General features: G+C 45.4%; 10 protein-coding genes. 9 read left to right on the plus strand and 1 reads right to left on the minus strand.

Going from position 1 to position 14406, the window contains the following annotated elements; translation table 11 throughout:
* The first annotated feature begins 382 nt into the window (after nt 1–382).
* The 8 genes from OXN25_12015 (at nt 383) to OXN25_12050 (ending at nt 12234) form a co-directional block, all read left to right on the plus strand.
* The gene (locus OXN25_12015; protein MDE0425581.1) at nt 383–1486 is read left to right on the plus strand and encodes a glycosyltransferase; all 1104 of its coding nucleotides are present in this window, start codon (nt 383–385) and stop codon (nt 1484–1486) included.
* Nucleotides 1487–1615: 129 nt separating this feature from the next.
* The gene (locus tag OXN25_12020) at nt 1616–3493 is read left to right on the plus strand and encodes a DUF5916 domain-containing protein (protein MDE0425582.1); all 1878 of its coding nucleotides are present in this window, start codon (nt 1616–1618) and stop codon (nt 3491–3493) included.
* 87 nt (nt 3494–3580) lie between these two features.
* Complete coding sequence (locus OXN25_12025; protein ID MDE0425583.1) at nt 3581–5344, plus strand: ABC transporter ATP-binding protein; 1764 nt, start codon at nt 3581–3583, stop codon at nt 5342–5344.
* Nucleotides 5345–5588: 244 nt separating this feature from the next.
* Nucleotides 5589–6629: an AAA family ATPase gene (locus tag OXN25_12030; GenBank protein MDE0425584.1), complete on the plus strand. Its 1041-nt coding sequence runs from the start codon at nt 5589–5591 to the stop codon at nt 6627–6629.
* A gap of 224 nt (nt 6630–6853) precedes the next feature.
* Nucleotides 6854–7678 (plus strand): hypothetical protein, encoded by an 825-nt coding sequence (locus tag OXN25_12035; protein MDE0425585.1) that lies wholly within the window; start codon nt 6854–6856, stop codon nt 7676–7678.
* A gap of 400 nt (nt 7679–8078) precedes the next feature.
* Complete coding sequence (locus OXN25_12040; protein ID MDE0425586.1) at nt 8079–8906, plus strand: hypothetical protein; 828 nt, start codon at nt 8079–8081, stop codon at nt 8904–8906.
* 118 nt (nt 8907–9024) lie between these two features.
* The gene (locus tag OXN25_12045) at nt 9025–10296 is read left to right on the plus strand and encodes a mandelate racemase/muconate lactonizing enzyme family protein (GenBank protein ID MDE0425587.1); all 1272 of its coding nucleotides are present in this window, start codon (nt 9025–9027) and stop codon (nt 10294–10296) included.
* Nucleotides 10297–10314: 18 nt separating this feature from the next.
* Entirely contained in the window at nt 10315–12234 is a 1920-nt protein-coding gene (locus OXN25_12050) for a hypothetical protein (protein MDE0425588.1), read from the plus strand.
* A 10-nt stretch (nt 12235–12244) separates the two neighbouring features.
* On the opposite strand, the gene OXN25_12055 is transcribed toward OXN25_12050, so the two are convergent.
* A complete protein-coding gene (locus OXN25_12055; protein ID MDE0425589.1) occupies nt 12245–12664 on the minus strand; it encodes an archease in 420 nt (139 codons plus the stop codon).
* Nucleotides 12665–13614: 950 nt separating this feature from the next.
* On the opposite strand from OXN25_12055, the gene OXN25_12060 reads away from it, so the two are divergent.
* Nucleotides 13615–14322, plus strand: a complete 708-nt coding sequence (locus tag OXN25_12060; GenBank protein MDE0425590.1) for an aldolase/citrate lyase family protein — start codon at nt 13615–13617, stop codon at nt 14320–14322.
* Nucleotides 14323–14406 lie beyond the last annotated feature (84 nt).

Raw genomic sequence — 14406 nt, forward strand, 5'->3', positions numbered from 1 at the left:
CCCATAGGAACACCCATAACTATTGAATCAAACACTCTTTTGAGAAATATCAGATTAACCTCAATGCACATCGTGCTGATGAACAGCAGAGCACTCTCAAAGAATTTCCCACCCTTCCATTGTACGATAGTTATTCACATTTGAATACAGTTGCGTTCTGTTGGCTCGTGGTTGCAAGTGCCTATGCCGCGAAGGGCGAGGTTCAAAAAGCATTGGAAGCAACAGATCAGATTGTGAATAAATATCCCTTCGCTCAACATTGGGATGTTAAGAAGGGGTTGGTTAAACTAGTGAATATGGCGGAGCAAAAAATTAAAGAGTGTGCTAACGCAGAACCCATTGAGAGTTTCGTTTAATTTAATTGGCGGAAGGAGTTATTTCTATGAATTTTGATGTAAGTGTTGTTGTTCCATCTTACAATAATAAGGATGCGTTAGAATTAACGTTGGCTTCTTTTAACCTCCAGACCTATCCATCTGATAGATACGAAGTTATCGTTGTTGACGATGGTTCTTCAGATGACACAGAGGAGTTAGTCAATTCCTTTGAAACATCGTATTCCCTTCGGTATTTCAAGCAGCACAATGCAGGACGCAGCAAAGCCAGAAACGTTGGCATTCGCATGGCGAAAGGCGAGATTGTTATACTTAACGATGCAGATGGTATCCCAGTTCCCGATTTCATTACCCAACACATGAGATATCATCAATCGAGTAAACCTATTGTTGTCATCGGTGGGAAATACGATTTACTGGCACGGTGGCAAAGCGGAATACCAACCCGGTATCTGGATAAATTATTAAACGTCTCAGGACATTTTGAAGAATTACGCAAAAAGGTCAAGTGCGCACAGCAAGGACAACCCACTTCGTTTATCGAAAAAAAAGATCTGCAGCCAGACTTTGAGAGGGTCAAGCCCTATGTTTTCCGGAAATCGCACCACAATTGGGATGAAGTTTATGAAGCATATTCCGCGGTACTCAATGGGTTTGTTATCCCTTGGATACTATTGGTGACCATAAATGTTTCTGTCCCTAAAGCCCTTCTGATGAAGGTGGGCTTATTTGATGAATCCTTCGTAGGTTGGGGTTTGGAAGATACAGAAATTGGATACCGACTCCATCGATATGGAGCGACGTTCGTGTATAACGAGGCTGCTGCCAATTATCATCAGGTCCATCCGATTGACGCTGCGAGGCGGTGGAAAGAACATGCGCGGAACTACACACGCTTCTGTGAGAAGCATCCGGCTTTGGAAGTCTTCCTCCATTGGAGATTTACGGTAGGACTAATGTCTGCTACGACATACAATGAAATCGTTAAAGATTCTCGTAAGTATTGTAGCTTAGGATATAAAGAGATCATGAAAGATTATTTAAGGTTGGGCAAAAAGTTGGCTGAAACCTATGGGCAAAATGAGATCTTCCTCAGTAGTTTCCCACGGCCTGTGCCGAATTCCCTGCACAGGACAACCATACTCAATTAAGTTATGAAAAAGAAACTAATACCTACTCGTTCTATTTCCCATTGGAAGAGTTTGCTGAGTTCTATTGTTTGTTTCTTACTAGCAAGTTTTACTGCTAACTCGCAGACCATAGAGGCTGTTAGATTCCAAGTGTCTCCAGTAATTGATGGAAGACTTAACGATAGTTGTTGGCAACAAGCTGCAAGGGTTGATAAATTTAAAGTAGCCGAGCTGGAGACGACTGTTCCGGACAAAACAGAAGCATACCTCGGGTTTGACGACGAAGCACTCTATGTCGGTTTTCGTTGCGTTCAAGAAGAAGCATCCATAATCGCAAATCAGACCCGAAGGGACGGGAGTTTTCAGTACGATGACCATGTTGCTGTATATCTCGATACATACCGTGATCAACTTCGCTCCTATTGTTTTGCTGTCAGTCCACTCGGAACACAGCAAGATGACAAACAGGGAGATTTAGGTTGGGATGGTGAATGGTTTACCGCTGCAATCATAGAATCGTCTGTGTGGAGTATTGAGATGAAAATTCCATTTGACATACTTGATTTGCCGAGATCAGCAAAACAAACATGGGGACTTAACCTCGTGCGTCGCCATCAAAGTCTTGAGCGAACCAGCATCTGGGCAGACACGGGTGTTAACGTTTCGGATGCCAATCAATTTGGAACGTTGACAAGCTTGGCATTCAACCTAAAGGACGCTGGGAGGAAGTTTCAACTCGGTGGATACTTCTCCAGTAAAGCCGCAGATTTATCAACATCAGAAGACTTATCTAAAGGATTAAAGGCAGCTCTAGGCGGTGATGTCTCTTATAAACTCACGACTGGTACCACTTTTATTGGGACGGTAAATCCCGACTTCAGTCACATTGAGTCGGAGGTACAGGGGATCGTTTTATCTGATCTGGAGCAGCGATTAACTGACCGACGCCCCTTCTTTCAAGAAGATGGGCGAATTTTTAGAGCACCGATCGCGCTTTTTTATAGCCGTCGCGTCAGTGAGATGACTTACGGAGCAAAACTCATTGGTAAAACTGGAAGGGCATCCTACGGATTGATGAATGTTAAGGAGAAAACCGATGAGAGTCATAACGTTTTGCTACGCGGACTTTGGGACGCAGGCAACGCCTCCTCGCTTGGGCTCTTTTTTGCCTCGAAAGAGATATCCGGGACGTATAACCGATCCTTTGCCTTTGATGGTTCCATTCGCTTACCAAAAGCACTGAACTTTGTTACATCCTATGCAGGAAATTGGGAACCACATAAGAACAACACACGTGCTTTCATTGCGGAAGTAAAGCGGAAAGGTAATCCGATTCTTAGTCTTGTTTATCGCGACTTCTCGGCAGGATTCAATCCTATCAATGGATACGTTCGACTCACAGACAGCAGGCAACCCGGTTTCTGGGGGGTGTACCGTTGGCCCGTTGAGAGAGGTCTCTTGCGGAGTATCAACTTTGAATCTGTCCAATCCATAACGTGGAACCAAAAGGGCGAAAAAACACGAGGCAATCATTTTCAACTGATCGGTTTTGATTTAGGTGAAAAGATAGAGACGGGGTTTTTCTACAGGAATTGGTCTTACGATATATATTCTAATTGGATTGTTGCAGCACAAGCAACGTATAACCGCCAGAGTCCCGACCGCATTTTTGTCGTATACCAACGTGGTGAGTTTGAAGGTGCCAAAGCAACTTTTGTCACAACTGCGATGAATATTATCCCGTTCCGATTTTTGTCAATAGGTGTTGAAGGTGAAAATCTCTGGCAGACCTTTCCAAATGGACGTAAACACCGTGATTTTTCACTCCGTGCAAGTATGAACCTTGAGATTGGAACCGAAAGGTGGATAACGGCTCGGCTGCGTTCAGCAGGAGACCATAAACCCAATTTCAATGCAGTCTTTAAGTGGACTTTTATTGAAAATCTTGTGTTGTACATTGTTTATGGAGATCAGGATGCCGAGGAGACAATCCATCAATTATTTACAAAAATTGCCTTCAATTGGTAAACCGCTTTTTGAGGCAGTTGTAACCACAGAAGATATTTCCGTCTGCGCCCTCAGAATCGGAATTCGTTACCCCAAAGGGATTAAAAAATGGCACGAGAAACATCAAAAAGCGTTGGGAGCCGATTTTTAAAGGATGTTTTCCGGTATTGGCGGCAAATTGCTAAAACCTTGTTGTGTATGACAACAATGGTTGGTTTTTCTTTGCTAATACCTCTTCTTACCAAATTAGTTATAGATGAAGCGATTCCGCAAGAAAACCAAGAATGGCTCTGGCTCGTCTTCTTTGGGGGTATCGGTGTTATCGGAGTATATATCCTACTTTCCTTAATACGTGATCGATTCTACATTTATACAACAAGACGTATTTTGCTTGATTTTCGGAATCGTTTTTTTCAACATCTCTTATGCCTTCCGATGTCAAGTATAACGAAAAGACAAACAGGTGAGTTTGGCTCAATGGTGATCAACGATGTAGACGCTATTCTCACAAGTGGAACTTATAACGCTTTGCATTTCTTTACAGATTTCCTGTCGGCGGGTGCTATAATTACTATAATGTTTTACTTCAATTGGCGACTGGCACTAATCGCGATGATAGTTGTTCCGCTCAACGGACTGACGTATGTCCTCTTTCGGCAACACCTCCATAAAGCAGCTTTGAAAAGGCAAGAAGCCACGGCATCATCCCTTTCATACGTGCAACAAGTTTTATCGGCCATTCGACTCGTGAAATGCTTTTCGGCTGAGAAACATCATAACCGGTCCTTCTTTGGGGAATCAAAGGACTTATTTTTTGCACAGACGAGGGTCTCGGTTTTGGAATCGGTCGCGGGTAACATCAGCCAGTTCGTGGTTCGACTCCAACCTATCTCAATCTTATGCTTCGGTGGTATGGAGGTTTTGAGAGGACGATTGACTATTGGTGAGTTAGTTGCCTTCTCTGCCTATCTTGAATATCTTTCTGCCCCTATATATCGGTTGCTTCACTTCCATCTTGGGGTTGCAGCGACCAAAGCAGTGCTACAGCGTCTTTTCCAAGTCCTCGATTTAACAGATGAACACAGTGAGGATAAAAATGGAGAAAAGAAAAAACCACAGGGCGTAGAAGGGCACATTCAGTTTCAATCTGTGAGTTTTGCTTATGAAGAAGTTGAGATTCTCAAAAACATTAACTTAGATGTCCCTTCAGGCAGCGTTATTGCCCTAGTCGGGCCCTCAGGTTCTGGCAAAACCACACTTACCAACTTAATTCCTCGCTTATATGAACCTAACGCGGGCCGTCTCCTACTGGATGGACATGATTTGCAGACATTGGAATTGAAATTCCTAAGACAGCAGATTGGCATTGTACCGCAAGAACCGATTTTATTTGATATCAGTATCAAAGATAACATCCGTTATGGGTGCTCCTCAGCAACAGATGAGGATGTCTACGCGGCATCTCGAGCTGCGAATATACATGAATTCATTATGTCTCTGCCAGAAGGTTATCAGACGCATGTTGGTGAACGCGGTTTTAAATTGTCTGGTGGTCAAAAACAGCGGGTCGCTATTGCCATGGCAATTTTGAAAAATCCGAAGATTTTAATCCTAGATGAAGCAACAAGTGCACTTGACTCACAATCCGAGGGCCTTATTCAAGAAGCACTTGAGAACGTCATGCAGCAACGCACAACCTTCGTCATTGCCCATCGTCTCTCAACAATTCGTAATGCAGACCAAATAGTTGTTATGGAGCAAGGGCAGATCATTGAAGTTGGCAGCCATTCCGAGTTGTTAGCATCGGGCAAACTCTACAGTCAATTATATCGTGAACAGTTTAAGTCTTTCCAAGATTTGCCATCACAGTAAATTAGCACAAATTCTGGTAATACTTGATTTCTTCTTTGCTCTTTTGAAATATGTTATTGTCTCATCCAATTGAGACAGGCGAGAAGACTGAGGTCCGATAACCATAATGTAAACATAACCCATATAACGATCGTGTTCAGAGTCTTATTTTAAAAGCATTTTAACACTTTGTTTTTAGTAAAGAGGAACGGAGACGGCATTTTCTTACCCGAATGAATTCGGGATTTCTACGCCAAAAACATTAATGAAAATCATCTGTACCGGCATCAGTTGTTCGGGACGCAAAGAGTTTATGGCAGACTTCGCGACATTCTGTGCACACAAACGATTGAACATCGGTTTCTTCAGTGTCGGTGATTTTATACGTCGAATCGCTGCAGAATCCCAGGTCAATTTTACAGAAAAAGTGCTGGATTCAGATCCAGCGGTTTTATCGTTAGCGCGGCGGACTGCTTTCTATGAAATTGCCCAACTTGCTAAGGATTATCAACATACTGTTGTCGGACTACATGCCTGCTTTCGCTGGCATGGTAGTCTCCTTGAAGGATTCTCTTTTAAAGATATTGAAATTATCCAACCTGACATGCTGATTAATATTGTTGATAATATCGCCGATATATCGGAACGCATGGAAGGGACTCTGCAATGGTCTGGTATGGGAAAAGCAGCACTTAATGTCTGGTTGGATGAGGAGAAATTTCTGACCCGTCAACTGGCACATCTCATAGAAAAGCCATATTACACCGTCGCGAAACAACACGATCTCAAAAATTTCCATGACTTGCTCTTTTCGCCGAAGAAACCGGTATTTTACCTTAGTTATCCGATTACGCTTTTAACAGATACGCCAGAGGAAATTGAGAAAATCCGAGAGATGGCGGAAAAATTGAGTTGTTCGTTTATTGTCTTTGATCCGCTCTCTGTTAAAGATATGGCACTGGTGACAACTGGCGGAGAAGTGGTGGATAGTACCCAGCGTGTGGCAACTGTGGACGCTATGGATAAGGACATAATTGAGCAGATAAAAACATGTGCGATCTTTTGGGATTATCAGTTTATCCACCAGAGCGATTTTATAGTTGTCATCTACCCTACAGACAAGTTGTCTGCTGGTGTGTTGAGTAAAATGAACTATGCTTCCCGCCACAATAAACCGGTGTATGCCCTTTATACTGGAGCCAGAAGTATCTTTTTTGAAAAATTATGTGATCGCATCTTTGACACGTTTGAGGAGTTGGTGGATTTTTTGAATACGACCTATCATACATTAAAAGTTCCGCAGTAAGTAGTTTTGGGATTGGATGATTAGGTAAGACGTTGGTTTTTTCGGAAAATAAGATGTACTTTTGCTACTTTTTTATTGACAGAAATTTGCATTTTTGCTAAATTTCTAATATCGGTTTTGCAGAAAGTCGTCCTGTTTGTAAAGGTTTGCCCTTAGTAGGTGAGAATTTCTTTGAAGCAGACTACTTAACTTGCGCAATATCAATCAGTAAAGGAGCAAAAAAAATGAAAAGAACCTACCTCACGATGTTTATCGCGCTTTTTTCCGTTGTGCTCATTAGCCACGCAGGGGCGCAGCTAATTTTCCATGCTGACTTTGAAGCTGGTTCTTCTGAAGCCGTCCCTGATGCCAGCGTCAACGACCCCGCAAATTGGGTGCCAGAAAACGCTGGTACTGTTTGGGTGGAATCCGGTGAATTCCCCGATGGCGGAAATGCTTTGCATCAGAGTGCTGAAGGCTGCGGTATCTCCGGTGATACGCCGCTCCCCGGTGTTGACGGCTTCTCCGACGGTATCGTCCAAGCCGTTTTTTCATGGCAAGACGATGACGGCGTTGGATTCCAACTGCGTCGCGTTGGCGACGACAGGGGCTATCTCGTTGCATTCGGTTATATCGAAACACCTCAAATTATCATCGGAAGCCTCGCGGATGGGTGCTGTCCGTCTGGGCAATGTCTCGATCAATGCTCATGTGAAAACGGTGGTAATGAACTCGTCGGTGTCGACCACGGTTTTGGCGATGGTCTCACGATGGACAACAGCGTCGCCTATTTTGCGCGCGTTGAAGTCAGCGGAAGCCTCATCCAAGCCTGGTATATGGAACTTGACGATGTACCAAATATCTTCGCAAGTTCCGATGAACTCGGCGATCCGACTGCTGAATACGATGGCGCGGATGATATGGGACCCGGTACTGTCGGCATCTGGCACGAAAGTTGGGGCAACGGAAGAGTCGGTAGCGTCTCTGTTTGGGGACCCGGCGGCATGACAGCGGTCGATCCACATTCCAAACTTTCCACAACGTGGGGCGACGTTAAAAGCAGCTATTAGTCTCCTTCCCTAATATAGACTAATACTATACTCAAGTTGCTGCCTAATCGGTTCTATAGATTTGCGCGCAGCATTTTCAAGGAAAATGTAGTGCTTCATATTCCAGAAGGGTGCTGGGTCTATAAAATAAATGGTAACTTGGGTTAAGGTAAGAATTGAATCTATAGGAACTCCTTTACAGCATACCACATACCTAAAGGAGTTGCCTATAGATTTAGCACGCGAAATATTCAAATGCCTGTACCTGCTTAACTGGCAACTTAGTTATTGGAATTGTGATTGTATCAATTCCCTAAGGGCATTTCTCATATTTGCGCCCGTTTATTTAGACTAATCTGTTCGGAAAAGGTTTATAAATAAACGGCAACACAACCCCTTACAAAAACAAAGGAGATATTTTATGAAAACACGTTTTTTCCTTTTAATCCTCACTTTGAGTCTATTTGTTTCGCTTCACGCTACTGGGCAAGTTGTGTTTTACGCCGATTTTGAGCCGGGTTCTAAGGACGCAATACCTGATGCCGGCGTGAACGACATCAAAAAATATAAAGCCGAGAACGCCGGGACTATCTGGGCTGCGGATGATTTTGAAGGCGGCAAACTCGGCGGAAAAGGATCCATGAAGCAAACCGCTGAGGGATGCGGCATCTCCGGTAATACGCCACTCCCCGGCGTTACTAACTTCACAGACGGTATCGTCCAAATGGTTTTTTCGTTTGGTGATGATGATAGTGTGGGACTTCAATTCCGCCGTAAAGGGGACGATAACGGCTATCTTGCTGTCTTTGGATATAATGAGACATCATCCGTCCTTTTCATGGATCTGGCAGATGGATGCTGTCCGTCTGGACAGTGTCTCGACCAGTGTGGGTGTGAAAACGGCGGCAAGGAATTAGAATCTGTGCCACACGGCTTGGGGGGTGGGCTCGACCAGACCAACGCTGTCCCTTATTTCGGACGCGTCGAGGTCGATGGCAAGAATGTCAAGATATGGTACATGGAACTCGCTGAGGTTGATGATCTTTTCGGGCCCTCCGAAGACCTTGGCGCACCTATCCTTGAATACAAAAGTGCCGACTACACGACTGCTGGCGGCGTCGGTATCTGGCACGAAAGCTGGGGGATGGGTAGAGTTGATAGTGTTCTGGTTACAAATGCCAACGGCTTTGATGTTGATGCCAAAGGTAAACTCACTACCAGTTGGGGTGAGGTTAAATCCTCTTATTAGTCTCTTATAGGGCGAGGTGGATGATTTCAATCAAACCCCTCGTCCTTTTTCTTTTTCTCAACGATTTTTGAGGTCCCTATTTCCTGCTCCCTTTTGTTGATACCTAAGGAGTCCTGCCATGAAAGTCACGAACGTTGAACGTGTGCTTGTAGATGTCCCCTTCACCCCGCGCCAACAACAAATTACCACACAGAGCGTCTCAACCGTTTACAACTGGTCAATCCTTGAGTTGTGCAAGGTTACCACTGACACAGGGCATGTCGGTTGGGGTGAGACCGTCGTTCACTATACCTATTCCCGTGTCAGCGATGCGAGTGTCGAACGCGTGCTTGGACAAAGTCCTGCTGCACTCATGAATGACGATTCACTCGGTGCTGGTTTACAGATAGCACTCTTTGATGTCGTCGGCAAAATCTTGGAGGTGCCGGTCTACCAACTCCTTGGCAACCAATGTCGAGAGGCAGTTCCGATTTCATGGTGGTGTATCGATTCGTCTCCTGAAAACTGGGCAGCCGAAGCCGCCGATGCTGTGAAAAACGGTTATACCAGTTTCAAAAACAAACCCCGTCCGTGGTGGGATATTGTTGCACAGGTAGAAACGGTCGCAGAAGTCGTTCCAGCAGATTTCAAACTCGACCTCGACCCAAATAGTTCGCTGCGTGACGCTGAGACGGCTATTCCGGTCTTGCAAAAACTCGCTGGACATCCAAACGTCGCTATGTTTGAGACACCTATACCTCAGAGCGACGTTGAAGGCAACAAGCAGATTCGCCAAACCGTTGATTGCCAGATTGCGATGCACTTCGGTTCGCCTCCGTATACCACCTGTGTGCGTGAGGATGTATGCAGTGGATTTGTTATTGGTGGTGGCAAGTCTCAGGTAATGCGTGAGGGGCAACTCAGCGCGGCAGCGGATATGCCGTTTTGGCTCCAAATCGTCGGCAATGGTTTGACAACGACCTGGGCAGGGCATCTCGGCAGTGTACTCACACATGCGACATGGCCCGCCATCACCTGTATTAATCTCTATAGCGACCATCTCCTCACGAAACCGATAGAGGTCTCCGAGGGGTGCCACAAGATTCCTGATGCTCCCGGATTGGGTGTTGAAGTTAACGAAGACGCCGTTGGACGCTTCCGCGTGCCTGCTGATGAATTAGATGCTGACGGCTACACAATTCACCCCGTGCCGCGTATCATTAAAACTGCTGTTTATCCCGACGGCAGCTGCATCCATATAGTTGGGGACGGTCTAAGTTATTTCAATGCAGGTAACGGTGAGGCGCAAGTAGAAGGCGCGCGTCTGGAGTTAACCTTTGACGATGATAGTGCTGAGTGGGCAGATCTCTTTGAGAAAGCGCGAGAAACACCTGTGCATGGGCGGTGGTAAAAAAAGAGGCATATTGACTTGAGTTCTCCCCCACAACAGCGTGCCTTAACCTGGCGCGTTATAAGCATTTTTGCCATTACCGCACCCATCAACTGCTATTTCCTCATCCAGATGGAAATAGTGCGTTATACCTTTCCAACATGGGTCGTTCCGTTCTCCAATGTCATCTTCATCCTCACAGCAGTGATGCTGATTAATGGGGTCATCCGTCTCCTTAAAAGTGATTTTGCCCTCGGACAGGGGGAACTCTTACTGATCTATGTGACCCTCAGTTTTGCCACAACACTTGCTGGCTGCGATATTCTACAAGCGATCCTCTCTGTCCTCGGACATAGTTTCTGGTTCGCGACGGAAGAGAACGAGTGGCGTACGCTCTTCTGGCATCACCTCCCACAATGGCTCACCGTTTCAGATAGAGATGCCCTCCGGGGTTACTACCTCGGTGAATCGAGCCTCTATCGTCCGCATCACTTACGAGTTTGGGCACCGGTGGTGGGTGCGTGGTTGTTGCTATTTGTGGTCATAGCGTTCATCTTTCTGTGCCTCAATACGATTCTCCGTCGGCAGTGGGCACAACGTGAACGCCTCACCTTCCCAATTATCCAACTCCCGCTTGCGATGACAAATCCAATGTCAGGGTTCTTCCGAAATAAGCGGATGTGGATCGGTTTCGCAATTGCTGCAGGTATCAGCCTGTTCAACGGGTTGAGCCATCTCTATCCCGTAATCCCACATATCCCGGTGACACGCCGTTTTTTCAGGTTCCACGAGCCGCCATTCAGTTTCTACGGCACCATCATCACCGCCTTCTACCCATTTGCGATTGGACTTATGTTCCTGATGCCGTTGGACATCCTTTTTTCGACGACGTTTTTCTATTTTCTTTATCGCAACGAAGTCGCTTTAGCACAAGCGGTTGGCTGGAATATCCCGCGCTTCCCCTATTTGAATGAGCAGACCATCGGTGCTTTTGTAGGACTCTGTTTTTTCTTCGGTTGGACGGGCAAACGGCATTTCGGAGCGGTTTTGAGAAGTGTCCTGCCGTCCCGTGGACGTGAGCCACCGGCGGAACAGCGCGATGAACCGATGCCGTATCGGGTTGCTGTGTGGGGGTTTGTTTTTGGTATCTTGTTGTTTGCGTTTTTGCTTTACAAGGCAGGTATGGCACCGTGGCTTGCGTTCACTTTCGCTATTCTATTTCTTATAACGCCGTTGGTGACGACGCGCATCCGGGCAGAATCGGGGATCTTTGTCCACGCCTATCATTGGCAAGCCCCTCGGTACATTTTAACCACGATTCTCGGAACACACCGTCTCGGTGCCCAGAACTTAACGGCTCTCTCCATCTGCTTTTTCAATCGGGATTACCGTCCACAACAAATGCCGCATCAACTGGAGGCGTTTAAAATCGCCGAACTCGCGAATATTAACCAACGTCGGATGCTCTTGACAATCCTGATCGCTACTATCTTCGGTGTGCTTGTCGCTTTCTGGGTGCAGCTGCATCTCTATTACCAATTCGGTGCGGATTCCGGCTATTTTGGACCGTGGGCACTCGGCTACGGCAGACAGTACTTCACACGCTTGACGAACTGGATTACTTATCCCCTCGGTACCGACTGGCTCGGTGTCCTATTCATCGGCATCGGCTTTTCTGTGATGATGCTCCTTACCTACCTGCGAATAAAATTCTTCTGGCTGCCCCTGCATCCATTGGGTTATGTCATGGCGGGCAACCAAGAAATGTCCGACCTCTGGATTCCCTTATTGATTGCCCTGACGTTAAAATGGCTCATCCTTCGGCACGGTGGTATCCAGAGTTATCGACGTGTGATCCCGTTCTTTTTAGGGTTAGTCCTCGGCGATTACCTGATGGGAAGTACGTGGAGTCTCCTAAATATTCTTTTGAATACAACGATGTATCAGTTCTATCCGTAGTCGCGACGTATCAGAGGTCAAAAATCACTTGCGCATACCAACTACCATCGGGTTTTTGCTGAACTTCCAATTGATGATATGTGACACTTTTGATTTCGGTGTAGACCTCGTGTTTATCGAAATTTACGGGTTCACCGTAAACCGTTGCAGACATCTCCGTTTCGCTGCACCGGTGAATATTCGCTTGCTTGAAGAATATCTCCGCTGTCTCATGTCGAAAAATTAACTCATCGAGCCACGCCACAAACAATTCTTCCACGGATTCGGCGGTGAGTTGAATCTCGATTGATTCCGTTTCATCAATCGTATCGACGACCGCCATTGTTTCAAAGAGCCCTCGTGCTGCATTCCGCAAGAGTTCGGATAGATTCTTGCCTCTAACCAATAGCCCCATGTCAGCCGTGTGTTCAAGGTATTCGTACGGTTTCACGTTGTTCTCCATCATCGCGATTTTACTTTCATACCACAATATCATATTCTGAGAATTCAGTCTTGTCAATTCTCAAAGCTGCGTATATCTGCCCTCCGTCGAAGCTAGTTCAAAGTAGTGTTCAAAGTAGTAGGCACACTCCGTGTGCCGTAACCTTGAAATCGGCAGTGTGTAAAGTTTTTGACACTAAATCCTCAAGGATATAAATCACCAACACATTTTAACTTGACAAAATTTAGCAAATAGAATATAATATATTATACCTGTTTTCAAAGGAGGACCGACCTGAGCAATCTGTCAAAACTGAATACATGTGTAACACCCTTAATCTTCACCGACAAAATGTTACACTTTTCGCCAAATTATTTTTTTTAAAAGAAAAAATTAAACGTCAATAAACCCTTACGGTGACTGGGTTCTCTAACGTTACACGCCACACACAAAATGTTACACCAGTGTAACATTTTTAACCCAGATCGCCTGAAAAAATATACCGTTAAGTTAAATACATGTTCACGTCTATATAATCCTATATATAATCCTATCCATCCTGATTCAGACAAATACCAACAGACAACCATCTATAGGGGAGATTTTCTGATCCCACCTTCTCCCTCTTCCATCTGTCCCTTCTTCCAGTGTTCTATGGACACTGACTTTACTCATGTCTCTTGCTGACCGCTGACCACCAACAGATAACCCCTGATAACTGACAACCAAAGACTAAATATCCTGTGCGCAAAGTATAAATCCGTTGACAGATAACTCTTTCTGGGGTATAATTATAAAGATTTAGAAATAGCATCTCGCTATGCTATTGAAGTTGTAGAAAAACGGAATTATTCGGGGGCACCGCAAGCAGTATCTAACACTAAATTTTGGCTTGCAGGCTGTATTACTTTTAAACAGCAAGTTTTGGCTTGCAAGCTGCGCCAAAAGGAGGGATGACTATGTCAGCAGCAAATTTGAAACAGCGAATACATAATGGGGAACTCGTTTATGGTGCTAACGTCTCTATGGCAGCATCTGCCGATGCACTTGTCGCCAAAGTCGAAGAAGGTGGTTATGATTTTGTCGCCATAGATAGCCAACACTCTCCATACAACGAGGATCGGCTTGTTGACTTCTGTAATATGGCGAATGAACTGGGTATTTTCGTCAACTTCCGGATTAAGCATACCCGAAATACATATCTTATCGGTAACTACCTTGATTTAGGTCCTTCGGGCATCGAGGTGCCGCAAACTGAATTAGATGAAACGGTAAACGAGGCGGTTGCTGCTTTCTACTACCCCCAACAAGGTATCCGGAGTTGGGGCGGTGCACCTCGCGTGAATTCTGCAGGCAAAGAACGCCTTGCGTACGCCGACTGGTGGAACTCCTACGGCATCCTCTGGATGCAAATCGAATCTATAGAAGCTGTCACACATGCTCGGCAACTCGCAAAGCCTGGTGTTGATTGTCTCTCTTTCGGTCCGGCTGATCTGACGTTCAGCATTGAGAGCCACCCGAATCATGCGCTCCAAACCGTGGACGCTTGTGTTGAATATGTGGCAAAAGCCTTGGAGGGAACGACGACGGCTGTCTGCTTTAGAAACGGCAATCCCAGCACCCGTCAAAAATACGCTGATATGGGGGTTACTGTCTTTTTGGAATAGTAGCGTCGTTTTTAGGAACGCTTCGCTTTAGTTGTTAGGTAGTGTTTACATTGTGTAAGTTATTGACATTTTTGTTAGGTTTTG

This window comes from Candidatus Poribacteria bacterium, from assembly GCA_028820845.1.
In the GTDB taxonomy this organism is placed as follows: domain Bacteria; phylum Poribacteria; class WGA-4E; order WGA-4E; family WGA-3G; genus WGA-3G.